Here is a 23,819-nt window from a genome sequence, read left to right on the forward strand (position 1 = left end):
GGTGATCCGTTCGGGGCTGATTGTTTCCGTGGAGGGGGTTACTTCTTCTCCATCGTGAACTGGTTGACGTCGGTGTACCCATCCCGGAACAGCTCGGCGCAGCCGGTCAGGTACTTCATGTACCGGTCGTAGACCTCTTGGGACTGGATGGCGAGGGCCTCCTCGCGGTTGGCTTCGAGCGCCTCCGCCCACAGGTCCAGCGTCCTCGCGTAGTGCAGCCGCAGCGACTGGACGCGGGTGAGCTCGAAGCCCACCGTGACCCCGTACTCGCCGACGGTCTGGGGCGTCGGAAGCCAGCCACCCGGGAAGATCTCGGCCAGGATGAATTTCGAGAACTCGACGATCTCGTGGGTCAGGCTCAGGCCCTTGGCCCGGGCGTCCTTGAACGACGGCCGAACGATGGTGTGCAGCAACATGATTCCGCCGGGCGGAAGCGCGTTGTAGGCCATCTTGAAGAAGCGCCCGTAGCGCTGGCGGCCGAAGTGCTCGAACGCGCCGATCGAGACGATGCGGTCCACCGGTTCGTGGAACTTCTCCCAGCCCTCCAGCAGCACCCGGCGGGTGCGGGTGGTGTCCATCTGGTCGAAGGATTTCTGCACGTGCTCGGCCTGATTCTCCGACAGCGTCAGGCCCACGACGTTGACGTCGTAGCGCTCGATGGCTCGCCGCATGGTGGCACCCCAGCCGCAACCGATGTCCAGCAGCGTCATTCCCGGCTCGAGCTTGAGTTTCCCCAGCGCCAAATCGATCTTGGCGAGCTGCGCCTGTTCCAGGGTCATGTCGTCGCGCTCGAAGTAGGCGCAGCTGTAGGTCTGGGTGGGGTCCAGGAACAGCCGGAAGAAGTCGTCAGACAAGTCGTAATGGGCTTGCACGTTTCCGAAATGCGGCGTGAGCTGCACAGACATGTCGACACGAGCCTTTCTTTTCGCGGAGGGGCAGGGGCGCACAGCCGAACAAGAACCCCGCTATGTCCCCCGACGCTTCCTGCATGCTAATCCCTGAGGCAGGTGAAGTCGTCCTACCCAGGGGTTGCGTCCCAGCCTCACATGAGACCGACAGGATTCCAAAAGCGCCGGCCGGGCCGTCTCAGCCGGCGGCCGCGTCGTCGTCGTCCCGGGGCGGGACGATCGGCGACGGGTGCGGCTCCTCGCGGAATTTCTCCAGCGACCCGCCGACCTCGACGATCCCCTTCAGCGCGTTCCAGCTCAGCATCGTCAGGTAGTCGATCAACTCGTCGCGAGTCATCCGCGGATAGGACATCCAGGAGTGGGTGGCCAGCTGCACGCCGCCGACGATCAGGTACGCCCACGGCTCCGCGCCCCCGGTGTCCATGCCCGCCTGTTGCATGCGCCGGCGCATCAGCACCGCGAGCATGCGGGCGATGATCCGCTCGGAGTCGGCGATGACCTTGCTCTTGCTGGCGGAACTGTTGGCCATCACGAAGCGATAGGGCTCGGGTTCGTTCGCGACCGTTTCGACGTATACCCGGATGACCTCGCGGGTCAGGTCGAAGCCGTCGAGGTTAGACGTCAGCGCCGCAGCCATATTCGGGATCAGCGTGGTCTGGGTGAACCGCATCATCACGGCGGTGGTGAGGTCGTTCTTGTCGACGAAATAGCGGTAGAGCACCGTCTTCGAGACGCCGATCTCGGCGGCGATCTCATCCATGCTCAGGGCGCCGCCGAGGCGGCGAATCGCGTCGATCGTGCCGTCAACGAGTTCGTTACGACGCTCCACCTTGTGCTGATGCCAGCGCCGCTTGCGCCCATCCATTTTGACGCGCACAACCGTGATTTGTTCTGTCACTGTCGCCGAGTTCCCATTCCCTAGACGCTCTCGATACTACGGCGTGGACAGGTCGGTTTGTGGCGCTGGCCGGGCATGTAGCGGCGTTCGAGGGGCTCGGCAACCAGTGTCGTCACACCAATCGCCGGGAACATAGATGATGAAGTGGTGGCACACAGAGCCTCGGTGCGAGGCGACGCATCCGGCCCGCCGACGGCGAGGCCGAGTTCGGCGACGCCGTTGACGGCCGCGGCCCGGGGACGCACCTCGTTGGCCGAGTCCTTCGCGGGCGCCGATCGTGAGGCTGACGCGCAGCGACGGGTGGCGCTGCGCCGGATGAAGATGGTCGCGCTGAGCTTTTTGATCGGTGCCACCGGCGTGTTCCTCGCCTGCCGGTGGGCCCAGGCGCATGCCGGCGCGGGCGTCTGGGTGGGTTATGTCGGTGCCGCCGCGGAGGCCGGGATGGTGGGCGCCCTGGCGGACTGGTTCGCCGTGACCGCGCTGTTCAGGCACCCGCTGGGCATACCGATCCCGCACACCGCGATCATCAAACGCAAGAAAGACCAGCTGGGCGAGGGCCTGGGCGCGTTCGTGCGGGAGAACTTCCTGTCGCCGGAGGTCGTGGAAACCAAGCTGCGCGACGCCGAGGTGTCCGGCCGGCTCGGGAAATGGCTGTCGGAGGCCGCGCACGCCGAGCGGGTGGCGAGCGAGACGGCCACGGTGCTGCGGGTGCTGGTCGAGCTGCTGCGCGACGAGGACGTCCAGCAGGTGATCGACCGGATGATCGTGCGCCGCATCGCCGAGCCGCAATGGGGCCCGCCCGTCGGCCGGGTGCTGGCGACGCTGCTGGCCGAGAACCGGCAGGAGGCGCTGATCCAGTTGCTGGCCGACCGGGCCTTCCAGTGGTCGCTGAACGCCGGCGAGGTCATCCAGCGGGTGGTCGAGCGCGACTCGCCGACCTGGTCGCCGCGGTTCGTCGACCATCTGGTCGGCGATCGCATCCACCGCGAGCTGATGGACTTCACCGACAAGGTGCGCCGCAACCCCGACCACGAGCTGCGCCGGTCGGCGACCCGCTTCCTGTTCGAATTCGCCGACGACCTGCAGCACGACCCGGACACCATCGCGCGGGCCGACGCCATCAAAGAGCAGCTCATGGCGCGCGACGAGATCGCCAACGCCGCCGCGACGGCGTGGACGACGCTCAAACGCCTGGTGCTCGAGGGCGTGGACGACCCGTCCAGCACGCTGCGCACGCGGATCGCCGACACGGTCGTGCGCATCGGGGAGTCGCTGCGCGACGACGTCGACCTGCGGGACAAGGTCGACAACTGGCTCGTGCGGGCGGCCCAGCACCTGGTCTCGCAATATGGGGTGGAGATCACAGCGATCATCACCGACACCATCGAACGCTGGGATGCCGAGGAGGCCAGCCGGCGCATCGAACTCCACGTGGGCCGTGACCTGCAATTCATCAGGATCAACGGAACGGTGGTCGGCTCGCTGGCCGGCCTGGTGATCTACGCCGTCGCGCAGCTGCTTTTCTAGTAGTGCTAACAAGTGCTTGCAATAGCAAGCACTTGTTGTACCCTGGTGTCGTCAAGATCAACCGCCCGACCCAGGAGCACGCATGGCGCCCGAGGAGAAGCTCTCCGCCAAGGTGTCCAACGCTGCCTCCGACATGGCCTCCGACATCGGCAGCTTCATCCGCAGCCAGCGTGAACTCGCGCAGGTTTCGGTGCGGCAACTCGCCGAGAAGTCCGGGGTCAGCAATCCATATTTGAGCCAGGTGGAGCGTGGATTGCGCAAACCCTCCGCCGACGTCCTGAACCAGATCGCGAAGGCCCTCCGGGTTTCCGCGGAGGTTCTCTATGTGCGCGCCGGGATTCTCGAGCCCACCGACAAGAGTCAGGTGCGGGACGCGATCGTCACCGACACTGCGATCACCGAGCGCCAAAAGCAGATCCTGCTCGACATCTACGCATCGTTCACCCAGCAAAACGAATCCACCGATGAGGAGTGTTCGACCCAATCCGACACCGAGTGAACAGTCGCTCTCGGGTCGGTGATGTATAGACGACCGGCCGCCGGGGTTACCCCACAGGGAGGGATTTATTGATTCCAGCCCACGTGCTGGGCGAACTACCCCGGGTTCTGGCGGCCCCAGTTGCGAAGGAGACGTTTGCACCTAACTTCCCGACCAGACACCTGACAACGGAAAACACCAAATGCCAAACCACACCATGAAAGGAAAAACCATGGCGGAAAACTCGAACATCGAAGACTTGCGGGCTCCTTTGCTCGCGGCCCTGGGCGCGGCCGACCTGGCCCTGGCCACGGTTAACGACCTGATCGCCAGCCTGCGCGAGCGCGCCGAAGAGACCCGCGTCGAAACCCGCACCCGGGTGGAAGAGCGCCGCGCGCGCCTGACCAAGCTGCAGGAGGACCTGCCCGAGCAGTTCACCGAGCTGCGCGACCGGTTCACCGCCGACGAGCTGCGCAAGGCCGCCGAGGGCTACCTGGAGGCGGCGACCAGCCGGTACAACGAGCTCGTCGAGCGCGGCGAGGCGGCCCTGCAGCGGCTGCGCAGCCAGACGGCGTTCGAGGACGCCTCCGCGCGTGCGGAGGGCTACGTCGACCAGGCCGTCGAGCTGACCCAGGAGGCGCTGGGCACCGTCGCGTCGCAGACCCGCGCGGTCGGCGAGCGCGCCGCGAAGCTGGTCGGCATCGAGCTGCCCGGCAAGACCGAAGCGACCGCCAAGAAGGCCCAGAAGGCCGTCGGCAAGGCGCCCGCGAAGAAGGCGCCCGCCAAGAAGGCTCCGGCCAAGAAGGCTCCCGCCAAGAAGGCGGCGGCCAAGAAGGTCACCCAGAAGTAGTACGACGCTCGCACGACGTTCGGCTCCGAGTCGCCCCCGGGTGACTCGGAGTCGACGTTTTGGAGGGTGCCCGCCTACGCTTGAGGCGTGAACCACCTCGTGGGTACCGTCATGCTGGTTTTGCAGATCGCCGTCTTGGTCACGGCGATCTACGCATTCGTGCACGCCGCGCTGCAGCGACCCGACGCCTACACCGCCGCCGACAAGCTGACCAAGCCCGTGTGGTTGCTGATTCTGGCCGGGGCCGTGGCCCTGACATCCATCCTTGGCTTCGTCTTCGGGGTGCTGGGCATGGCGATCGCGGCCTGCGCGGCCGGCGTGTACCTGGTCGACGTGCGGCCCAAACTCCTGGAAATTCAGGGCAAGTCGCGCTAGCGGGATGAGGCTGCTGCTGACGGCGCCGGCCGCCGCGCTCGTCGCGCTGTGCTGCCCGCCCCCGCATGCGATCGCCGCGCCCGAACCCTTGGTCGACCACACCGAATGGGCGCAGTGGCAGGGCCGTAGCAGCCTGCGGGTCTTCCCCACGCCGGCCGGCCGGACCGCCTCCCGCACGCCCACGAGCATGGCCTGGGCCGACGAGGCCTGGTCCGAGGTGCTCGCCCTGGCGCCCGACGCCGACACCCCCGGGATGCGTGCGCAGTTCCTGTGCCACTGGCAGTTCGCCGAACTGGCGCGGCCCGGCAAGACCAGCTGGAACCTCGAGCCCTGGCGGCCGGTCGTCGACGACGCCGAAATGGTTGCCTCCGACTGCAATCCGGGCGGTGGGGAAGAATCGTTCGGATGACCGGCCACCCCACGCGGGCGGAGTTGGCGGCGTTCGTCGACCACACCCTGCTCAAACCCGAAGCCACCGCCGCCGACGTGACCGCCCTGGTCGCCGAAGCGGCCGAACTGGGCGTGTACGCGGTCTGCGTCTCGCCCTCGATGGTTCCCGTCGCCGTGCACGCCGGCGCCGGCGTGCGGGTGGCCAGCGTCGCGGGATTCCCGTCAGGCAAGCATGTTTCGGCGGTCAAGGCGCACGAGGCCGCGCTGGCCGTGGCGTCCGGCGCCTGCGAGGTCGACATGGTCATCGACGTCGGCGCGGCGCTGGCGGGCGACGTCGATGCGGTGCGCTCCGACATTCAGGCCGTGCGCGACGCCGTCGGCGGCGCGGTGCTCAAGGTGATCGTGGAATCCTCAGCGCTGCTGGCGCTGGCCGACGAGCACACGCTGGCGCGGGTGTGCCGCGCGGCCGAAGACGCCGGCGCCGACTTCGTCAAGACCTCGACCGGGTTTCATCCGACCGGCGGCGCGTCCGCGCGGGCCGTTGCGCTGATGGCCGAGACGGTCGGTGGCCGGCTGGGCGTGAAGGCCAGCGGCGGCATCCGCACCGCCGCGGATGCGCTCGCGATGCTGGATGCCGGCGCGACCCGGCTGGGCCTCTCGGGAACCCGGGGAGTGCTCGACGGGCTCGGCTGAAACCGCCCGAGCCCGGCCGTCAGAGGTTGGCGAAGCAGGGGTTGTTGTTGTCGCCGGCGGGAATGCTGGCGTTGCGTGTCGAGAAGTGGCTGGTCACACCCTTGTCGGTGACCTGCACGCTGTCGGCGTGAATGCCCAGCGGGTAGTTCTTGGTCAGGTTCGAGGTGAAGTCGTCCAGGGTCGACTGCACGGATTCCTTGGGCATCGTGAAGCCGAGCGCGTTGAAGCTGACGATCTGCAGCTTCAGCCCGGTGCCCTCCACCACCGGCTTGGCGGTGATGTTGTCCAACATGCCCTTGAGCTCGATCGTGCCGTCAGCGGGATGCGTGGTCACGGTGTTGGTGACGAAGGGCCCCAGCACCGGGATCGCGTTCTGCACCGATTCCTTGATGCCGTCACTCGTCCAGCTGATGGTCGCGTCCAGCGAGCCGATGGTGCCCTTCGAGTTGGCCGTGTCCTTGATCCGGACGTCGTTGATGTTGAGCGAGAGCTTCATGCCCTTGGCGTCGCGGATGTTGTTGCCGGCAGTCTGCACCGAGATGTTGGTGTAGTGCTTGGTCGCCTGCTGCCACAGCATCAGGGGCGTCACCCCGAAGGACGCGGTGGCCTGGTCCTTGACCTCGCAGGCCACTGCCTCGGCGACCTTGGTGTCCGCGACGTGGCGCACGTACAGCTCGGCCCCGATGAGCCCGGCGATGATCAGCGCGAAAACGATGATGAAGATCAGCAGGACCGAGACCGGATCACGACCGAAGCGGCGCTTCTTCTTCCCCGGCGTGGCGTCATCGCCGGGCGCAGTGGCCAGCCGCTCGGTCGGGCCGGCGGGCGGGGTGGGCGGCGGCGGGTAGCCGCGCTGCTGCATGTTGGGCTGGGGCGTCCCGAACCGCTCCGTCTGGCCCGGCGGGGGACCCTGAGCGGGCGGCGGTGGCGGTGCCGGCGGGGGCACGTGACCTGGGCCGCCTGTGCTGATCCGCTCGGTTGGCCGTTCCGTGGGAGGCTGCCCGAACGGTCCCTGGTTGGAGGGACGGGCCCACTTCGACGGGTCCTGGTTCGGGGGTCCTTGTGGGTTCGTCACCGTACCGATTCTGCCCTATCCACCTGAGCAAAGGCCGAGCGGTTGCTGAGGACTGCGATGGCTTTGCGCGCCTCGGCGACCCTGTCGACGTCGACGTCGGCGACCACGAGCTGCGGCTCCGCACCGGCCGACGCGACGACCTCGCCCAGCGGCGAAACGACCAGACTGCCGCCGACCCCGGTGGGTGCGCCCGATCCGGATTCCGCCTGCGCGGCACCGGGGTCCGCCTGACCGGCGGCGGCGACGTAGCTCATCGAGTCGAGCGCGCGGGCGCGGGCCAGCAGCGTCCACTGGTCGAGTTTGCCCGGGCCCGCGCCCCAGGACGCGCACACGGCGATCACCTGGGCGCCGCGGCGGGCCAGCTCGGTGTAGAGCTCCGGGAAACGGATGTCGTAGCAAACGGTCAACCCGACGTCGACGCCGTCGACCGTGATCACCACGGGTTCGTGTCCCGGCGCGACCGTGCGCGATTCGGTGAAGCCGAACGCGTCGTAGAGGTGGATCTTGTCGTAGTGGGCGCCCGGCTGATCGGGTGCCGCCGCGAGCAGCGTGTTTTTCACCCGCCCGTCGCCGGCCGGGGTGAACATGCCGGCGACGACGGTGATCTTCGATTCGGCCGCGACGCTGCGCACCCCGTCGGCCCAGGGGCCGTCGAGCGGCTGCGCGACCGGGCCGAGCGGGACGCCGAACCGGCACATGGTGGCCTCCGGGAACACCACCAGCTTCGCGCCCGCATCGGCGGCCCGGCGGCTGTAGTCGCGCACCAGCTGCAAATTTGCTGCGGGATCGGTGCCGCTGAGGATCTGCGCCAGGGCGATTCGCATGAAGGCCAGCTTAGAGCGAAGTCACGGTGAGGGCTCAGGCCGTTTTGGCGATCCACTCCGTGGTGAAGCGCTGTTCGGCGGCGATCAGCTCGGCCAGGCGCGCGCCGATGATGTTCTCCAACTTGCCGCCGATGATCGGGACGCGCACGTGGACGGTGGCCCGGAACGCCAGCCGGGAGCCCCCGGTCCGTCCGATCGGTTCCAGCACCGCGGTGCCCTCCAGGCTCACGGGCGCACCCACGATCGAGCCCACGACCGACCCCGCCGCGGCCCCATCGGTCACCGGCCCCCACGTCTCCTCGCGCCGGATGCGCAGGTCGCCGCTGTGCAACTGCGTGACCATCCCGGGCAGCTTGTCGCTGCTGATCACCTGCAGGGTGACGACCTCGACGGTGTCGTCGTCGCCGGACTGCCCGCCGACCCGCATCGACTCCAGCGTGGCGACGTCGGCCCCGGATTCGGCCAGCCTGGCCCGCCAGTAGTTCGGATCGGTGAAGGCCCGGTGCACCTCGTCAACACTGCCGTCGTAGTCGGCCGACAAGTCGAATGAACGCGGCATAGCAGGTCAGGCTACCGTTACGGGCCATGAAATCCAGCGGTGCCGGTTCGGCGTTCGCCGGCGCGTCGGTGGCCGACTCGGCGCCACTGGCGCCGCTGACGACCCTGCGGATCGGGCCGATCGCACGGCGCCTCGTCACGTGCACCAACAGCGACCAGGTCGTCGCCGCGCTGGGGCACCTGGACGCGGAATCGCGTGCGGGACAAGGCGGCCCGGTGCTGGTGTTCGCCGGCGGCTCCAACCTGGTGATCTCCGACACGTGCGCCGACCTGACCGCCGTGAAGCTGGCCAACGACGGCATCACGGTCGACGGCAACCTGATCCGCGCCCAGGCGGGCGCGGAGTGGGACGACGTCGTGCTCGCCGCCATCGAGCACGGCCTCGGCGGGCTGGAATGCCTGTCCGGCATCCCCGGCTCGGCCGGGGCCACCCCGGTGCAGAACGTGGGTGCCTACGGCGCGGAGGTGTCCGACACCATCACGCGGGTAAAGGTGCTCGACCGCGGCACCGGCGAGGTGCGCTGGGTGCCGGGCGGCGAGCTGGGCTTCGGCTACCGCACCAGCGTGTTCAAACGCGGTGGCGCCGGCGGCTTCGAAATCCCTTCCGTCGTACTGGAAGTGGAGTTCGCGCTGGACGCATCGGGGCGCAGCGCGCCGCTGCGCTACGCGGAGTTGGCGGCGGCGCTGAACGTCGGCGTCGGGGAGCGTGCCGAGCCGCGGGCGGTCCGCGAAGCCGTGCTGGCCCTGCGGGCGCGCAAGGGCATGGTGCTCGACCCGGCCGACCACGACACCTGGAGCGTGGGCTCGTTCTTCACCAACCCGGTCGTCGCCCCCGAGGTCTACGAGCGGCTGGCGGCGACCGTCGACGGGCCCGTCCCGAACTACCCGGCGCCCGACGGCGTGAAGCTGGCCGCCGGCTGGCTGGTGGAGCGGGCCGGCTTCCCCAAGGGCTATCCGGAGCCCGGACCGGGCGGACGCGAAGCGCCCTGCCGGCTGTCCACCAAGCACGCGTTGGCGCTGACCAACCGCGGGGGCGCCCGCGCCGACGACGTGATCGCACTGGCCCGCGCCGTCCGCGACGGCGTCGCGGACGTGTTTGGTGTCACACTGATCCCCGAGCCCGTCCTGCTGGGGTGCAGGCTGTAGCCGCAAAATTTGCCGACGCGGGCTAGACCCCGATTTGTCGCGGGCGGGTCGGCGGATTTTCCCCGGTATCTTTGATTTTCGTGACCCCGTCCCGCGCCCCGCGGCCGTTCAACCGGCGCGTTGCTTTGGCGACCCTCGGGCTCGGCGTGCTCGCCCCCAATGCGCTGGCCGCATGCGGTGGCACGTCCGCGAAACAAGCCGAGAAGAAGGAGCAGCCGGCGCTGCAGCTGAAGTACCAGCCCGCCGACGCCACCCAGAACGTGGTGCCGATCGCCCCGGTCAGCGTCCAGGTGAGCGACGGGTGGTTCCAGCACGTCACGCTGTCGAATTCGTCGGGCAAGGCCGTCGCCGGAACGTTCAACCAGGACCGGACCGTCTACACGACCTCCGAACCCCTGGGCTACGACATGACCTACACGTGGAGCGGCTCGGCCGTCGGGCACGACGGCAAGGCGGTCCCGGTTGCGGGGAAGTTCACCACGGTCTCGCCCAGCAAGAAGATTGGCGGGGCGTTCCAGCTGGCCGACGGCCAGACCGTCGGCGTCGCGGCGCCGATCATCCTGCAGTTCGACGCCCCGATCACCGACAAGGCCGCCGTCGAAAAGGCGCTGACCGTCACGACGAACCCGCCCGTCGAGGGCAGCTGGGCCTGGCTGCCCGACGAGGCGCAGGGCGCCCGCGCGCACTGGCGCACCCGCGAGTACTACCCGGCGGGCACCACCGTCAGCGTCGAGGCCAAGCTGTACGGCCTGCCCTTCGGCGACAGCGCGTACGGCGCCGAGGACATCTCGCTGAACATCCAGATCGGCCGCCGGCAGGTGGTCAAGGCCGAAGTCTCGTCGCACCGCATCCAGGTGGTCCGCGACGAGGGCGTCGTCATGGACTTCCCGTGCAGCTACGGCGAGGCCGACAAGGCGCGCAACGTCACCCGCAACGGCATCCACGTGGTCAGCGAGAAGTACGCCGACTTCTACATGTCCAACCCGGCGGCCGGCTACAACCACATCCACGAACGCTGGGCGGTGCGGATCTCCAACAACGGCGAGTTCATCCACGCCAACCCGGCGAGCGCCGGCGCGCAGGGCAACACCAACGTCACCAACGGCTGCATCAACCTGTCCACGGGCGACGCCGAGCAGTACTACCAGTCGGCGATGTACGGCGACCCGGTCGAAGTGACCGGGAGCTCGATCCAGCTGTCCTACTCCGACGGCGACATCTGGGACTGGGCCGTGGACTGGGACACCTGGGTGGCGATGTCGGCGCTGCCGCCGCCCACCGCGCACCCGCCGTCGACGCAGATCCCGGTCACCGCGCCCGTCACGCCGTCCAACGCGCCGACCCTGTCGGGCACCCCGACCACGACGACGCCCGCCACCACCGGTCCGGCTACCCCCGGCGGTTAAAGCGACTGGCCGACGCCTGGTCGCGCGGCTTCATCACGATCAGGTCCAGATCGACGTGGGCCGGGCGCGAGGCGACGAATCCGATCACCTCGGCCACGTCGGCCGCCACCAACGGGGTGATGCCGGTGTAGACGGCATCCGCGCGCTGTTGGTCGCCGTCGAAGCGCACCAGCGAGAATTCCGTTTCGACGGCCCCCGGGGCGATTTCGGTCAGCCGCACCGGTTTGCCCAGTAGCTCGCCCCGCAGCGTGCGGTGCAGCGCGCCCTGGCCGTGTTTGGCCGCCGTATAGCCGGCGCCGCCGTCGTAAACCTCAAGTGCCGCAACGGAAGTGACGGTGACGATCAGCCCGTCACCGGACTCGATCAGCTTGGGCAGCAACGCGCGGGTGACCCGCAGCGTGCCGATCACGTTGGTCTCCCACATCCACCGCCAGTGGTCGAGGTCGGCATCGGCGACGGGTTCCAGTCCGCGGGCGCCGCCGGCGTTGTTGACCAGCACGTCGACGCGGCTCAGTTTGCTCGCCAGCGCGTCGACGGACGCATCGTCTGTGACATCGGCCACAATCGCGGTGCCGCCGATCTCCTCGGCCAGGTCGCGGATCCGGTCGGCGCGGCGCGCCACCGCGACGATGTGAAAGCCCTGCGCAGCCAGGGTTCGAGCGGTCGCCGCGCCGATTCCGGAGCTGGCTCCCGTGATCACCGCGACGCGTTCATTCCTGCCAGTTTCAACCATCGAAACAACCTTAGTGAACGTGCTAAATTTTCCGTGTGCTTCACAGCGCCCTGTCCGACATCACCACCGCCGCGTGTCTGTGCGCGGCGGGTGCGTGTTGTTGCTGCGCACTTTGCCGCTCCTGACCCCATGCCAGGTGTGGCCAAGATGGCCAGCAAAATTCGGACAAAAGGACGCTCGTGCCCACCAATACCCTCACCCATACCCATCTTTCGGCCGGCCGCGTCGTCGGCTATTCCGGCCAGAAGGGCCACCGCTCGGTGCGCCGGCAGATCGTGCCGCCGGCCTTGCACATCCCCGACTCCGCGGCGGCCTCCGTCTTCCGGGCCGTCCGGCTGCGCGGTCCCGTCGGCCGTGACGTCATCGCCGGCGTCACCTCGCTGAGCATCGCGACGGTCAACCGTCAGGTCATCGCCCTGCTGGAGGCGGGCCTGCTGCGCGAGCGCGCCGACCTGGCCGTCTCGGGCGCGATCGGCCGCCCGCGCGTGCCGGTCGAGGTCAACCACGAGCCGTTCGTGACGCTGGGCATCCACATCGGTGCGCGCACCACCAGCATCGTGGCCACCGACCTGTTCGGCCGCACCCTCGACACCGTCGAGACCCCGACGCCGCGCAACCCGGCCGGGCCCGCGCTGGCGTCGCTGGCCGACAGCGCCCGGCGATACCTGCGGCGTTGGCATCGGCGGCGGCCGCTGTGGGTCGGCGTCGCCATCGGCGGCACCGTCGACGGCGCCACCGGCCAGGTGGACCACCCGCGGCTGGGCTGGCGGCAGGCGCCGGTCGGCCAGGTGCTGGCCGACGCGCTGGGCCTGCCGGTTTCGGTGGCCTCGCACGTCGACGCCATGGCCGGAGCCGAGCTGCTGCTGGGCATGCGCCGGTTCCTGCCCAGCTCGCCGACCAGCCTGTACGTCTACGCCCGCGAGACCGTGGGCTACGCGCTGGTGATCGGCGGGCGGGTGCACTGCCCGTCCAGCGGGCCGGGCACCATCGCGAGCCTGCCGGCCCAGTCCGAGCTGCTCGGCGGCACCGGTCAGCTGGAATCCACCGTCAGTGACGAGGCCGTGGTGGCCGTCGCCCGCCAGCAGCGCATCCTGCCGTTCGCCCCGGCGAACCGCGCCAACGGGCCCGCCACCGGCATCGCCGACCTGTTGCGGGTGGCGCGCGCCGGCAACCAGCAGGCCAAGGATCTGCTCGCCGAGCGGGGCCGGGTGCTCGGGGAGGCGGTGGCGTTGCTGCGCGACATGCTCAACCCCGACGAACTGGTCGTCGGCGGCCAGGCGTTCACCGAATACCCCGAGGCGATGGAGCAGGTGGAGGCGGCGTTCGCCGCACGCTCGGTGCTGGGGCCGCGCGACATCCGCCTCACCGCGTTCGGCAACCGGGTGCAGGAGGCCGGCGCGGGGACCGTGTCGCTGTCCGGGCTGTACGCCGACCCGCTGGGCGCGATGCGGCGGGCGGGGGCGCTCGACGCCCGGCTGCACGAGGTCACCCGGGACGAGTCGTCCGCCTGAGCCGTCCTGTAAAGATGACAGGGTGCGCCACGATGACGTTTTCCGGCTGAACGAACCGCGCCGGGTCGCAGTGTTGGCGGTCCACACCTCCCCGCTGGCCCAGCCCGGCACCGGCGACGCAGGCGGCATGAACGTCTACGTGCTGCAGACCGCGTTGCATCTGGCGCGCCGGGGCATCGAGGTGGAGATCTTCACCCGGGCGACCGCGTCCGCCGACCCGCCGGTCGCGCGGGTGGCGCCGGGAGTGCTGGTCCGCAACGTGGTGGCGGGGCCGTTCGAAGGGCTGGACAAATACGATCTGCCCACCCAGCTGTGCGCGTTCGCGGCCGGCGTATTGCGCGCCGAGGCATCCCACGAGCCCGGTTACTACGACATCGTGCACTCGCATTATTGGCTGTCCGGGCAGGTGGGGTGGCTGGCGCGTGACCGCTGGGCGGTGCCGTTGGTGCACACCGCACACACCCTCGCCGCGGTCAAGAACGCGGCGCTGGCCGAGGGGGACTCGCCCGAGCCGCCGCTGCGCACGGTGGGGGAGCAGCAGGTGGTCGACGAGGCCGACCGGCTGATCGTCAACACCGACGACGAGGCCAGGCAGCTGATCACGATTCACCACGCCGACCCGGCGCGGATCGACGTCGTCCATCCCGGCGTGGACCTCGACGTGTTCCGGCCCGGCGATCGTCGGGCCGCCCGGGCCGCGCTGGGCCTGCCACCCGACGAACCCATCGTGGCGTTCGTCGGCCGGATCCAGCCGCTGAAGGCCCCCGACATCGTGTTGCGTGCCGCGGCGAAACTGCCCGGGGTGCGGATCGTCGTGGCCGGCGGACCGTCGGGCAGCGGCCTGGCTTCCCCGGACGGATTGGCCCGCCTGGCCGACGAGCTGGGCATCACCGCGCGGGTGACTTTTTTGCCCCCGCAGTCGCGGTCGAACCTGGCCACCTTGTTCCAGGCCGCCAATGTCGTTGCGGTGCCGAGTTATTCGGAGTCCTTCGGCCTGGTCGCCCTCGAGGCGCAGGCCTGCGGCACCCCGGTGGCGGCGGCCGCGGTCGGCGGGCTGCCGGTGGCCGTGCGCGACGGGGTCACCGGCACGCTGGTCGCCGGGCACGACGTCGATCGATGGGCGGCCGCCCTGGACGGGCTGCTGCGCAGGCCGGCGCCGGCGGCCGGGGAGATGGGCCGCGCGGCCGCCGCCCACGCGGCGACCTTCTCCTGGGATCACACCACCGATGCGCTGCTGGCCAGCTATCGCCGCGCGATCCGCGAGTACACCGCCGAGCGCCGCGAGGTGGGCGCATGAGTTCCTCTACCGATGTGTCACGGGTGATCGAGGATGCCCTGCGGGCAAGCGGGCTGAACTACTCGAAACACGCTGGCGCGCATGGCGGTCCGTCGGGGTTGGTGGTGGAACTGCCCGGTGAGCGCAAGCTCAAGACCAACACCATCCTGAGCGTGGGCGAGCATTCGGTGCGGGTCGAGGCGTTCGTGTGCCGCAAGCCGGACGAGAACCACGAGGGCGTGTACCGGTTCCTGCTCAAGCGCAATCGCCGGCTCTACGGCGTGGCCTACACGCTGGACAACGTCGGCGACATCTACCTGGTGGGCCGCATGTCGCTGCCGTCGGTGGACGCCGACGAGATCGACCGGGTGCTCGGCCAGGTGCTCGAAGCGGTGGACTCGGACTTTAATACGTTGCTGGAGTTGGGTTTTCGCTCGTCGATCCAGAAAGAGTGGGAGTGGCGCGTATCGCGCGGCGAGTCGCTGAAGAACCTGCAGGCGTTCGCCCACCTGATCGACGAAGACGACGATGCAGAGCGCGAAGCGCGATGAGGAGGAGTCGAGCTTTGAGCCGCGAAGACGACGATGCAGAGCGCGAAGCGCGATGAGGAGGAGTCGAGCTTTGAGCCGCGAAGACGACGATGCGGACGACGACGACCGCTGAATGAGCGCGTGAGAGACTAACCGGCATGGGTGACTCCGCCACGCTGATCCTGCTCCGCCACGGTGAAAGCGAATGGAATTCGCTGAACCTGTTCACCGGTTGGGTGGACGTCGGGCTGACCGACAGGGGCCGCACCGAGGCGGTGCGCAGCGGCGAGCTGCTGGCCGAACACAATCTGTTGCCCGACGTCCTCTACACGTCGCTGCTGCGCCGGGCCATCTCCACCGCGCACCTGGCGCTGGACGCCGCCGACCGGCTGTGGATCCCGGTGCGGCGCACCTGGCGGCTCAACGAACGCCATTACGGGGCGCTGCAGGGCCTGGACAAGGCCGAGACCAAGGCGCGCTACGGCGACGACCAGTTCATGGCCTGGCGACGCAGCTACGACACGCCGCCCCCGCCGATCGAGAAGGGCAGCACCTACAGCCAGGACACCGATCCCCGCTACGCCGACATCGGCGGCGGGCCGCTGACCGAGTGCCTCGCCGACGTGGTCGTCCGTTTCCTGCCGTATTTCACCGACGTCATCGTCCCGGACCTGCGCAGCGGCAAGACGGTGCTGATCGTCGCGCACGGCAACTCGCTGCGGGCCCTGGTCAAGCACCTCGATCGGATGTCCGACGACGACATCGTGGGCCTGAACATCCCGACCGGCATCCCGCTGCGCTACGACCTGGACGCCGACCTGCGCCCGGTGGTGCCCGGCGGCACCTATCTGGACCCCGAGGCGGCCGCCGCCGGTGCCGCCGCGGTCGCCGGCCAGGGCCGCGGCTGACCTTTGCGCCCGGCGCAATCCGTCGCGCGAACGCCCCGTTAGCCAAACATCACGTGAACGGGAGCGGAACACCTGTGACGCAAGGTGTGACTTGTCCGATTTTGGCCTCGTTCTGCTAGGGCAGCGTTCAGGAAGATTTGTAGGATTTGCTATGTGACTGTGTTCTCGGCGCTGTTGCTGGCCGGGGTGTTGTCCGTGCTGGCGCTGGCCGCAGGAGTGGCGGTCGGGGTCCGACTGTCGCCGCGCGCGATGCAGCGCCGGCAGCGGGTGAGCACCGAATGGACCGGGATCACCGTCGGGCAGATGCTGGAATGCATCGTGGCGCTGATGCCGGTGGGCGCGGCGGTGGTGGACGTCCACCGCGACGTCGTCTACCTCAACGACCGGGCCAAGGAGCTCGGCCTGGTGCGCGATCGTCAGCTCGATGACCAGGCCTGGGAGGCGGCGCAGCAGGCGCTGACCGGTGTCGATGTCGAGTTCGACCTGCAGCCCTCGAAACGGACGGGCGCCCGGTCCGGGCTATCGGTGCACGGGCAGGCCCGGTTGCTCAGCGAAGAGGACCGCCGGTTCGCCGTGGTCTTCGCCCACGACCAGTCCGACTACGCGCGGATGGAAGCGACCCGGCGCGACTTCGTCGCCAACGTCAGCCACGAGCTCAAGACCCCGGTGGGTGCGATGGCCCTGCTCGCCGAGGCCCTGCTGGCCTCGGCCGACGACTCCGAAACCGTGCGGCGGTTCGCCGAGAAGGTGCTCGTCGAAGCCAACCGTTTGGGGGACATGGTCGCCGAACTGATCGAGCTGTCCCGGCTGCAGGGCGCCGAACCGCTGCCCAACGTCGTCGACGTCGACGTCGATAAGGTTGTGAGCGAAGCGATTTCGCGTCACAAGGTGGCCGCGGAGAACACCAAGATCGCGGTCCGCACCGACGCCCCCAGCGGGTTGCGGGTGCTCGGCGACGAAACGCTGTTGACCACCGCGCTGGCCAACCTGGTTTCCAACGCGATCGCCTATTCGCCGCCGGGTTCGCCGGTGTCGATCAGCCGTCGCCGCCGCGGCGAGAACGTCGAGATCGCCGTCACGGATCGCGGGATCGGGATCGCCCTGGAAGACCAGGAGCGGGTCTTCGAGCGTTTCTTCCGGGGCGACAAGGCGCGTTCGCGGGCCACCGGCGGCAGCGGGCTGGGCCTGGCCATCGTCAAACACGTCGCGGCTAACCACAACGGCACCATCGGCGTGTGGAGCAAGCCGGGAACCGGATCGACATTCACGCTGTCCATTCCCGCGGCCAAGCCGTCTCCTCGAGACGAGGGCGAATCCGAGCAAGCGCAGGGTCGCGACGTGCGGCCCGACAGGTCCCAACGAGAGGAAGAACTAAGTCGATGACCCGCGCGTACGACGATGCCGAGGAGGAATCGCGCTGATGACCCGCGCGTATGACGATGCAGAGCGTAGCGATGAGGAGGAATCGCGCTGATGACCAGTGTGCTGATCGTGGAGGACGAGGAGTCGCTGGCCGATCCGCTGGCGTTCCTGCTCCGCAAGGAAGGCTTTGAGGCCACCGTGGTGACCGACGGGTCGGCGGCGCTCGCCGAGTTTGACCGCGCCGGCGCCGACATCGTCCTACTTGACCTGATGCTGCCCGGAATGTCTGGCACCGACGTCTGCAAGCAACTGCGGGCGCGTTCCAGCGTGCCGGTGATCATGGTGACCGCCCGCGATAGCGAGATCGACAAGGTCGTGGGTCTCGAGCTGGGCGCGGATGACTATGTGACCAAGCCCTATTCGGCGCGCGAGCTGATCGCGCGGATCCGGGCGGTGTTGCGCCGCGGCGGCGAGGACGACTCCGAGATCAGCGATGGCGTGCTCGAGTCGGGCCCGGTGCGGATGGACGTCGAACGCCACGTCGTGTCGGTCAACGGCGACACGATCACCTTGCCGCTCAAGGAATTCGACCTGCTCGAGTACCTGATGCGCAACAGTGGCCGGGTGCTGACCCGCGGGCAGCTGATCGACCGGGTATGGGGCGCGGACTACGTCGGCGACACCAAGACGCTCGACGTCCACGTCAAGCGCCTGCGGTCCAAGATCGAAGCCGACCCGGCCAACCCGGTGCACCTGGTGACGGTGCGGGGCCTGGGCTACAAGCTGGAGGGCTAGCGGCTACTCGGCGATGCGAGTCGCCGGGTGCACCGCGATGAGTCCTAACTTGCTGCGGCGCTTGCACATTGCGGCCAGCTCCGCGTAGGCCTTGCCGCCCAGCAGTTCGGTGAGTTCGTCGGCCAGGCTTTCCCACACCTGCTTGGCGCCGACGTGGGCGGCTGGGTCGCCGGTGCAGTACCAGTGCAGGTCGGCGCCCCCGGAACCCCAGCCGCGGCGGTCGTATTCGGTGACCCAGGTCTTGAGGATCTCGGTGCCGTCGGGCCGGGTCACCCACTCCTGGCTGCGACGGATCGGCAACTGCCAGCAGACATCCGGCTTCATGGTCAGCGGCGGCACACCGAGCTTGAGGGCCTTGCTGTGCAGCGCGCAGCCGACGCCGCCCGCGAAGCCGGGCCGGTTGAGGAAAATGCACGCGTCCTTGTGCTTGCGGGTGCGGTACTGGGGCTGGCCCTCATGCTCGTCGAGCTCCAGATATCCCTTGCGGCCCAAGCCTTTTTCGCGATACTGCCAGTCGGCGGCGGTCAGCTTTTTCACCGCGTCGTCGAGGCGGGCGCGGTCGTCGTCGTCGGACAAGAACGCGCCGTGTGAGCAACATCCGTCGTCGGGGCGGCCCTCCACCGTGCCCTGGCAGGCGGGTGTGCCGAAGACACACGTCCACCGCGAGAGCAGCCAGGTCAGGTCGGCGGCGATCAGGTGCTCGGGGTTGTCGGGGTCGTAGAACTCCACCCATTCGCGGGCGAAATCCAGTTCGACCTCGTGGCCCGGCTGTCCGGGTTCTGGGTGCGAATTCGCCACGAAGTCCACGTTAGACCACATTTCGGCGCGGCCGCGCCGCTGACACTCGCGGCCCGTATGGCCGTGATCACGGTGGGTTAACCGGGTCGCGCAAAAGCCTGCCGGCGACGCCCCGTTAGGTTGTCTACGTGCGATTGGGCGTTCTCGACGTGGGCAGCAACACGGTGCATCTCCTGGTGGTCGATGCCCACCGGGGCGGTCATCCGACGCCGATGAGTTCGACGAAGGCCACCCTGCGGCTGGCCGAGGCCACCGACAGCGCCGGCAAGATCACCAAACGTGGTGCCGAGAAGCTGATCTCCACAATCGACGAATTCGCCAAGATCGCCGACAGTTCGGGCTGCGAGGAGCTGATGGCCTTCGCCACCTCGGCGGTCCGTGATGCCGGCAACTCCGACGACGTGCTGAGCCGGGTGCGCAAGGAGACCGGCGTCGAGTTGCGGGTGCTGACCGGAGTCGACGAGTCGCGGCTGACCTTTTTGGCGGTGCGCCGCTGGTACGGGTGGAGCGCGGGGCGGATCATCAACCTCGACATCGGTGGCGGCTCGCTGGAGATGTCCAGCGGCCTGGACGAGGAGCCCGAAGTCGCGATGTCGCTGCCGCTGGGCGCCGGCCGGCTGACCCGCGAGTGGTTGCCCGACGATCCGCCCGGGCGGCGCCGGGTGGCGATGCTGCGGGATTGGCTGGACGCCGAACTCGCCGAGGCCAGCGCGAAGATCCTCGACGCCGGCAGTCCCGACCTGGCGGTGGCGTCGTCGAAGACGTTCCGCTCGCTGGCGCGGCTCACCGGCGCGGCCCCGTCGGGCGCCGGACCGCGGGTCAAGAGGACGCTGACAGCAAACGGCCTCAGGCAACTCATATCTTTCATCTCTAGGATGACGACCGCCGACCGGGCGGAACTGGAAGGAGTGAGCGCCGAGCGCGCCCCGCAGATCGTGGCGGGTGCGCTGGTGGCGGAGGCGAGCATGCGAGCGCTGTCGATCGAAGTGGTGGATATTTGCCCGTGGGCATTACGGGAAGGTCTCATTCTGCGCAAACTCGACAGTGAAGCCGACGGAACCGCCCTCATGGGCCCGTCGGTGCGTAATGCTGGAGGTCAGGTAGTTGATCGGAATCAGCACCGATCGAGAGGCGACAAACCATGACCGGACCGCACTCCGAGACCGAGAGCCCGGGCACTCGGCCGATCTCGGTGGCCGAATTGCTGGCCAGAAACGGAACCATCGGTGCCCCGGCGGTCACCCGGCGGCGCCGCCGTCGCCGCGGTGACAGCGACGCGGTGACCGTCGCCGAGCTCACCGGCGAAATCCCGGTGGTCCGCGACGACGACGACGCCGAACACGGCGCTACCGACACCATCGAGGCCGTCGAACCCGCCGATTCGCCCACCGAGGACGTCGCCGCCGAGCCGGTGACAGAAGACAAGCCCAAGACCGCCTACTGGTCCGAGCCCGAGCCGCGCTGGCCCAAGTCGCCGCCGCAGCCCAAGCGGGTGCCGGGCCCCGAGCGCAGCGCATACCCGCGGCCCTTGGCCAACGGGACCGCCCGGCCCGAGGAGCCCTCCGGCGCCGAGGACATGAGTCCTGATCCGATGGACCATTACGCCGACATCCCCGTCGACGTGATGGATTCCGACGTGCGTGAAGCCGAACCCGCGCTGGAGGACTCCGCCTACGTGCGCTCCTACCTGCGGTCCTCGGGCTCGCTGGACGAGGATCTGGACGAGGACGGGGACGCCGCGCGCGCGGGGTCGCTCGACACCGGATTGCTCGGCCTCGAGGACGAGGACGCTCATGCGGAGGGCGCCGACGCTCACCCGGCGGAGGGCAGGCTCGACGCGCTGTGGCGCAGCGCCGTGGTTGTGCTGCAGTCGATCCTGGCGGTCGCGTTCGGCGGCGGGCTGTTCGTGGCCTTCGACCAACTGTGGCGCTGGAACAGCATCGTGGCGCTGGTGCTCTCGGTGCTGGTCATCCTCGGCCTGGTGGTCGGGGTTCGGGTGGTCCGCAAAACCGAGGACATCGCCAGCACGTTGATCGCGGTCGCGGTGGGTGCGCTGATCACCCTGGGGCCCCTGGCGCTGTCGTTGCAGTCGGGCTAGCGGCGCCCACATCCAGTGCGCCCAGCCATCAAAGTCGGCCTCTCCACGGCTTCGGTGTACCCGTTGCGGGCCGAGGCCGCCTTCGAGTACGCGGCCCGGCTCGGCTACGACGGCGTCGAGCTGATGGTCTGGGCCGAATCGGCGAGCCAGGACGTCGCGGCGGTCAAGAAGCTGTCCAGGCGCTATCGCGTGCCGGTGCTGTCGGTGCACGCGCCGTGCCTGCTGATCTCGCAACGGGTGTGGGGCCCCAACCCGATCCCCAAGCTGGACCGCAGCGTGCGCGTCGCCGAACAGCTGGGCGCGCAGACCGTCGTCGTGCATCCGCCGTTTCGCTGGCAGCGGCGCTACGCCGAGGGGTTCAGCGAGCAGGTGGCGAAGCTGGAAGCCTCGAGCGACGTGATGGTCGCGGTGGAGAACATGTTCCCGTTCCGGGCGGACCGGCTCTTCGGGGCCGGCCAGTCGCTGGAACGGATGCGCCGGCGCGGGGGCGGCCCCGGCCCGGCGATTTCGGCGTTCGCGCCCTCCTACGACCCGCTCGACGGCAACCACGCGCACTACACGCTGGACCTGTCCCACACCGCGACGGCGGGCACCGACTCGCTGGACATGGCCCAGCGGATGGGTGCCGGCCTGGTCCACCTGCACCTGTGCGACGGTAACGGTCTGCCCGCCGACGAGCACCTGGTGCCCGGGCGCGGCACCCAACCCACCGCCGAGGTGTGCCAGATGCTGGCCGGCGGCCAGTTCGCCGGGCACGTCATCCTGGAGGTGTCGACGTCCAGCGCGCGCTCAGCCAATGAGCGCGAAGCCATGCTCGCCGAGTCGCTGCAGTTCGCCCGCACGCATCTGCTGCGCTGATGATTCAGGAGACCCGCAAAAGTCCATGAACGCGTTATTCACCACCGCAATGTCGTTGCGGGAGGCCGGTTCCGGCGTTTACGAAGGAGAGCTCGACAAGCGCTGGACCATCGGTCCCAAGGTGCACGGCGGCGCGATGCTGGCCCTGTGCGCCAACGCCGCGCGCACCGCCTGCGGCGGACAGCCGGCCGGACCGGACCTGCAACCGGTCGCCGTGTCCGCGAGCTTCCTGTGGGCGCCCGATCCGGGGCCGGTGCAGTTGGTCACGTCGATCCGCAAGCGCGGCCGCCGGATCAGCGTCGTGGACGTCGAGCTCACCCAGGGTGACCGCACCGCGGTGCACGCCGTGGTCAACCTCGGCGAGCCCGAGCATTACCCGGTCGACGATGCGGGCCGTGAAGCGGCCCGAGGAGGAGCCGGGTCATCGAGCAGGCCGGTCGACGGCGCCGTGAAGCCGTTGCTGTCGGCCAACCCGGTGGCCGACCTGATGACGCCCGAACCACCCGACGACATCGAGCCGATCGGCCCCGGGCATCCGCTGGCCGGCCTGGTGCACCTGGGCGAGGGTTGCGACGTGCGGCCGGTGTTGTCGACGATGCAGGTCCGCGACGACGGGCGCCCGCCGGTGATCCAGATGTGGGCACGCCCCCGCGGCGTGGCCCCGGACGCGCTGTTCGCTCTCATGTGCGGCGACCTGTCGGCGCCGGTGACCTTCGCCGTGGACCGCACCGGTTGGGCGCCCACCATCCAGCTCACCGCCTTCCTGCGGGGGCTGCCCGCCGACGGCTGGCTGCGCATCATCGCGACCTGCACCGAGATCGGGCACGACTGGTTCGACGAGGACCACACGGTCGTCGACAGCCTCGGGCGCCTGGTGGTGCAGGCCCGCCAGCTGGCGTTGGTCCCTGCCGCTCGCTAGCCGGCGGTGTCTGCGATGCTGTCCGGCATGGCAAGAATCGCGATCATCGGTGGCGGCAGCATCGGGGAGGCACTGCTGTCGGGTCTGCTGCGCGCGGGCCGGCAGGTCAAGGACCTGGTGGTGGTCGAGCGGGTGCCCGAGCGCGCCAAGTATCTGGCCGACACCTATTCAGTGCTGATCACCTCGGTGGCCGAGGCGGTGGAAAACGCGTCGTTCGTCGTGGTCGCGGTGAAGCCCGCCGACGTGGAGTCGGTGATGTCGGAGGTCGCCCGGGCGGCCGCCGAGGCGGAGAGCGATACCGCCGAGCAGGTCTTCGTCACGGTCGCGGCCGGCGTCACCATCGCCTACTTCGAAGCCAAACTTCCGGCCGGGACGCCGGTGGTGCGGGCAATGCCCAACACCGCGGCGCTGGTCGGCGCGGGCGTCACGGCCCTGGCCAAGGGCAGGTTCGTCACCCCGCCGCAGCTGGAGGGCGTCTCGGCCCTGTTCGATTCCGTCGGCGGGGTGCTGAGCGTCCCCGAGGGCCAAATGGACGCCGTCACCGCGCTGTCGGGCTCGGGTCCCGCGTATTTCTTCCTGATGGTCGAGGCGCTCATCGACGCCGGCGTTGCGGCGGGGCTGAGCCGCGAGGTGGCGGGCGATCTGACCGCGCAGACCATGGCAGGCGCGGCGGCGATGCTGCTGGAACGGATGGACGCCGATCGCCGGCTTTCCGAGGCCGAGGCGCCCGGGATGCGGGTGGACGCCACCGCGACGCAGCTGCGGGCGACCGTGACGTCCCCCGGCGGCACCACCGCGGCGGCCCTGCGTGAGCTGGAACGGGGAGGCCTGCGAGCGGCCGTGGATGCGGCGGTTCAGGCCGCCAAAATGCGCTCTGAGCAGCTAAGAATTACATCAGAGTAA

24 protein-coding genes and 2 pseudogenes are annotated in these 23,819 nt (G+C 69.2%); 19 read left to right on the top strand and 7 right to left on the bottom strand.

What is annotated here, in order from left to right; translation table 11 throughout:
- Positions 1–38 precede the first annotated feature (38 nt).
- The gene (gene pcaA / locus QGN30_RS05385) at positions 39–905 is read right to left on the bottom strand and encodes a cyclopropane mycolic acid synthase PcaA (RefSeq protein ID WP_008261257.1); all 867 of its coding nucleotides are present in this window, start codon (positions 903–905) and stop codon (positions 39–41) included.
- A gap of 181 nt (positions 906–1,086) precedes the next feature.
- On the bottom strand, positions 1,087–1,773 hold the full coding sequence (locus QGN30_RS05390) for a TetR/AcrR family transcriptional regulator (RefSeq protein WP_026071174.1): 687 nt from the start codon (positions 1,771–1,773) through the stop codon (positions 1,087–1,089).
- A 177-nt stretch (positions 1,774–1,950) separates the two neighbouring features.
- Between QGN30_RS05390 and QGN30_RS05395 the strand changes: the two genes are divergently transcribed.
- The 6 genes and pseudogenes from QGN30_RS05395 to deoC all read left to right on the top strand — a co-directional run bounded on the left by QGN30_RS05395 (position 1,951) and on the right by deoC (position 6,119).
- Complete coding sequence (locus QGN30_RS05395) at positions 1,951–3,333, top strand: DUF445 domain-containing protein (RefSeq protein WP_089152225.1); 1,383 nt, start codon at positions 1,951–1,953, stop codon at positions 3,331–3,333.
- 82 nt (positions 3,334–3,415) lie between these two features.
- Positions 3,416–3,854 (top strand): annotated as a pseudogene (locus QGN30_RS05400) (helix-turn-helix domain-containing protein).
- Between the two features lie 189 nt (positions 3,855–4,043).
- On the top strand, positions 4,044–4,661 hold the full coding sequence (hbhA, locus tag QGN30_RS05405; protein ID WP_008261246.1) for a heparin-binding hemagglutinin HbhA: 618 nt from the start codon (positions 4,044–4,046) through the stop codon (positions 4,659–4,661).
- 87 nt (positions 4,662–4,748) lie between these two features.
- Positions 4,749–5,036, top strand: a complete 288-nt coding sequence (locus QGN30_RS05410; protein WP_008261234.1) for a DUF2516 family protein — start codon at positions 4,749–4,751, stop codon at positions 5,034–5,036.
- A 4-nt stretch (positions 5,037–5,040) separates the two neighbouring features.
- Positions 5,041–5,445 carry a DUF2599 domain-containing protein gene (locus QGN30_RS05415; RefSeq protein WP_009953534.1) on the top strand — a complete coding sequence of 135 codons (405 nt, stop codon included), beginning with the start codon at positions 5,041–5,043 and terminating at the stop codon, positions 5,443–5,445.
- The gene (deoC, locus tag QGN30_RS05420) at positions 5,442–6,119 is read left to right on the top strand and encodes a deoxyribose-phosphate aldolase (RefSeq protein ID WP_038537736.1); all 678 of its coding nucleotides are present in this window, start codon (positions 5,442–5,444) and stop codon (positions 6,117–6,119) included. Before QGN30_RS05415 ends, deoC begins: the two co-directional genes overlap by 4 nt.
- A gap of 19 nt (positions 6,120–6,138) precedes the next feature.
- Here the strand turns inward: deoC and QGN30_RS05425 are convergent, their stop codons facing one another.
- Genes QGN30_RS05425 through QGN30_RS05435 form a run of 3 tightly spaced genes read right to left on the bottom strand, consistent with a single transcriptional unit; the run spans position 6,139 to position 8,577 of the window.
- Positions 6,139–7,194 carry an LmeA family phospholipid-binding protein gene (locus QGN30_RS05425; protein ID WP_026071176.1) on the bottom strand — a complete coding sequence of 352 codons (1,056 nt, stop codon included), beginning with the start codon at positions 7,192–7,194 and terminating at the stop codon, positions 6,139–6,141.
- Positions 7,191–8,018 (bottom strand): carbon-nitrogen hydrolase family protein, encoded by an 828-nt coding sequence (locus tag QGN30_RS05430; RefSeq protein WP_038537732.1) that lies wholly within the window; start codon positions 8,016–8,018, stop codon positions 7,191–7,193. Before QGN30_RS05430 ends, QGN30_RS05425 begins: the two co-directional genes overlap by 4 nt.
- A gap of 34 nt (positions 8,019–8,052) precedes the next feature.
- Entirely contained in the window at positions 8,053–8,577 is a 525-nt protein-coding gene (locus QGN30_RS05435) for a DUF2505 domain-containing protein (RefSeq protein ID WP_038537729.1), read from the bottom strand.
- Positions 8,578–8,603: 26 nt separating this feature from the next.
- On the opposite strand from QGN30_RS05435, the gene QGN30_RS05440 reads away from it, so the two are divergent.
- The gene (locus QGN30_RS05440) at positions 8,604–9,722 is read left to right on the top strand and encodes a UDP-N-acetylmuramate dehydrogenase (protein WP_038537727.1); all 1,119 of its coding nucleotides are present in this window, start codon (positions 8,604–8,606) and stop codon (positions 9,720–9,722) included.
- A gap of 32 nt (positions 9,723–9,754) precedes the next feature.
- Entirely contained in the window at positions 9,755–11,128 is a 1,374-nt protein-coding gene (locus QGN30_RS05445) for a L,D-transpeptidase (RefSeq protein ID WP_170320630.1), read from the top strand.
- Here QGN30_RS05445 and QGN30_RS05450 read toward each other — a convergent pair.
- Entirely contained in the window at positions 11,112–11,861 is a 750-nt protein-coding gene (locus QGN30_RS05450; protein ID WP_038537724.1) for an SDR family oxidoreductase, read from the bottom strand. The genes QGN30_RS05445 and QGN30_RS05450 overlap by 17 nt on opposite strands.
- Before the next feature lie 260 nt (positions 11,862–12,121).
- Between QGN30_RS05450 and QGN30_RS05455 the strand changes: the two genes are divergently transcribed.
- The 6 genes and pseudogenes from QGN30_RS05455 (at position 12,122) to regX (ending at position 18,243) form a co-directional block, all read left to right on the top strand.
- The gene (locus QGN30_RS05455; RefSeq protein WP_196771132.1) at positions 12,122–13,372 is read left to right on the top strand and encodes an ROK family transcriptional regulator; all 1,251 of its coding nucleotides are present in this window, start codon (positions 12,122–12,124) and stop codon (positions 13,370–13,372) included.
- A gap of 22 nt (positions 13,373–13,394) precedes the next feature.
- On the top strand, positions 13,395–14,669 hold the full coding sequence (gene mshA, locus QGN30_RS05460; protein ID WP_014383354.1) for a D-inositol-3-phosphate glycosyltransferase: 1,275 nt from the start codon (positions 13,395–13,397) through the stop codon (positions 14,667–14,669).
- A pseudogene (locus QGN30_RS05465) lies at positions 14,666–15,206 on the top strand (YbjN domain-containing protein); the annotation flags it as partial. The gene mshA and the pseudogene QGN30_RS05465, both read left to right, overlap by 4 nt.
- 130 nt (positions 15,207–15,336) lie before the next feature.
- On the top strand, positions 15,337–16,086 hold the full coding sequence (locus tag QGN30_RS05470) for a phosphoglyceromutase (protein WP_014942982.1): 750 nt from the start codon (positions 15,337–15,339) through the stop codon (positions 16,084–16,086).
- Between the two features lie 153 nt (positions 16,087–16,239).
- Positions 16,240–17,469 (top strand): sensor histidine kinase, encoded by a 1,230-nt coding sequence (locus QGN30_RS05475; protein WP_008261206.1) that lies wholly within the window; start codon positions 16,240–16,242, stop codon positions 17,467–17,469.
- A gap of 90 nt (positions 17,470–17,559) precedes the next feature.
- Complete coding sequence (gene regX, locus QGN30_RS05480) at positions 17,560–18,243, top strand: two-component sensory transduction protein RegX (protein WP_008261205.1); 684 nt, start codon at positions 17,560–17,562, stop codon at positions 18,241–18,243.
- Positions 18,244–18,246: 3 nt separating this feature from the next.
- Here the strand turns inward: regX and QGN30_RS05485 are convergent, their stop codons facing one another.
- Positions 18,247–19,050, bottom strand: a complete 804-nt coding sequence (locus QGN30_RS05485; protein ID WP_326566554.1) for a hypothetical protein — start codon at positions 19,048–19,050, stop codon at positions 18,247–18,249.
- A gap of 119 nt (positions 19,051–19,169) precedes the next feature.
- Here QGN30_RS05485 and QGN30_RS05490 point away from each other — a divergent pair, with 119 nt between their 5' ends.
- Genes QGN30_RS05490 through proC form a run of 5 tightly spaced genes read left to right on the top strand, consistent with a single transcriptional unit; the run spans position 19,170 to position 23,819 of the window.
- Positions 19,170–20,186 carry a Ppx/GppA phosphatase family protein gene (locus QGN30_RS05490; RefSeq protein WP_008261202.1) on the top strand — a complete coding sequence of 339 codons (1,017 nt, stop codon included), beginning with the start codon at positions 19,170–19,172 and terminating at the stop codon, positions 20,184–20,186.
- Positions 20,183–21,139 carry a hypothetical protein gene (locus QGN30_RS05495; RefSeq protein ID WP_038537716.1) on the top strand — a complete coding sequence of 319 codons (957 nt, stop codon included), beginning with the start codon at positions 20,183–20,185 and terminating at the stop codon, positions 21,137–21,139. Before QGN30_RS05490 ends, QGN30_RS05495 begins: the two co-directional genes overlap by 4 nt.
- Positions 21,140–21,154: 15 nt before the next feature.
- Complete coding sequence (locus tag QGN30_RS05500) at positions 21,155–21,997, top strand: sugar phosphate isomerase/epimerase family protein (RefSeq protein WP_020188428.1); 843 nt, start codon at positions 21,155–21,157, stop codon at positions 21,995–21,997.
- A gap of 25 nt (positions 21,998–22,022) precedes the next feature.
- Positions 22,023–22,916: a thioesterase family protein gene (locus tag QGN30_RS05505; RefSeq protein WP_008261191.1), complete on the top strand. Its 894-nt coding sequence runs from the start codon at positions 22,023–22,025 to the stop codon at positions 22,914–22,916.
- A 27-nt stretch (positions 22,917–22,943) separates the two neighbouring features.
- Positions 22,944–23,819 carry a pyrroline-5-carboxylate reductase gene (gene proC / locus QGN30_RS05510; RefSeq protein ID WP_172417541.1) on the top strand — a complete coding sequence of 292 codons (876 nt, stop codon included), beginning with the start codon at positions 22,944–22,946 and terminating at the stop codon, positions 23,817–23,819.

Source organism: Mycobacterium sp. 3-98 (assembly GCF_035918355.1).
In the GTDB taxonomy this organism is placed as follows: domain Bacteria; phylum Actinomycetota; class Actinomycetes; order Mycobacteriales; family Mycobacteriaceae; genus Mycobacterium; species Mycobacterium intracellulare.

What these genes read in the sequence shown, in the direction of transcription:
- pcaA (WP_008261257.1), bottom strand. Translation starts at nt 905, where the DNA reads ATGTCTGTGCAGCTCACGCCGCATTTCGGAAACGTGCAAGCCCATTAC.
- QGN30_RS05390 (WP_026071174.1), bottom strand. Translation starts at nt 1,773, where the DNA reads ATGGATGGGCGCAAGCGGCGCTGGCATCAGCACAAGGTGGAGCGTCGT.
- hbhA (WP_008261246.1), top strand. Translation starts at nt 4,044, where the DNA reads ATGGCGGAAAACTCGAACATCGAAGACTTGCGGGCTCCTTTGCTCGCG.
- QGN30_RS05415 (WP_009953534.1), top strand. Translation starts at nt 5,041, where the DNA reads ATGAGGCTGCTGCTGACGGCGCCGGCCGCCGCGCTCGTCGCGCTGTGC.
- deoC (WP_038537736.1), top strand. Translation starts at nt 5,442, where the DNA reads ATGACCGGCCACCCCACGCGGGCGGAGTTGGCGGCGTTCGTCGACCAC.
- QGN30_RS05430 (WP_038537732.1), bottom strand. Translation starts at nt 8,018, where the DNA reads ATGCGAATCGCCCTGGCGCAGATCCTCAGCGGCACCGATCCCGCAGCA.
- QGN30_RS05435 (WP_038537729.1), bottom strand. Translation starts at nt 8,577, where the DNA reads ATGCCGCGTTCATTCGACTTGTCGGCCGACTACGACGGCAGTGTTGAC.
- QGN30_RS05440 (WP_038537727.1), top strand. Translation starts at nt 8,604, where the DNA reads ATGAAATCCAGCGGTGCCGGTTCGGCGTTCGCCGGCGCGTCGGTGGCC.
- QGN30_RS05450 (WP_038537724.1), bottom strand. Translation starts at nt 11,861, where the DNA reads ATGGTTGAAACTGGCAGGAATGAACGCGTCGCGGTGATCACGGGAGCC.
- QGN30_RS05470 (WP_014942982.1), top strand. Translation starts at nt 15,337, where the DNA reads ATGGGTGACTCCGCCACGCTGATCCTGCTCCGCCACGGTGAAAGCGAA.
- regX (WP_008261205.1), top strand. Translation starts at nt 17,560, where the DNA reads ATGACCAGTGTGCTGATCGTGGAGGACGAGGAGTCGCTGGCCGATCCG.
- QGN30_RS05495 (WP_038537716.1), top strand. Translation starts at nt 20,183, where the DNA reads ATGACCGGACCGCACTCCGAGACCGAGAGCCCGGGCACTCGGCCGATC.
- QGN30_RS05505 (WP_008261191.1), top strand. Translation starts at nt 22,023, where the DNA reads ATGAACGCGTTATTCACCACCGCAATGTCGTTGCGGGAGGCCGGTTCC.
- proC (WP_172417541.1), top strand. Translation starts at nt 22,944, where the DNA reads ATGGCAAGAATCGCGATCATCGGTGGCGGCAGCATCGGGGAGGCACTG.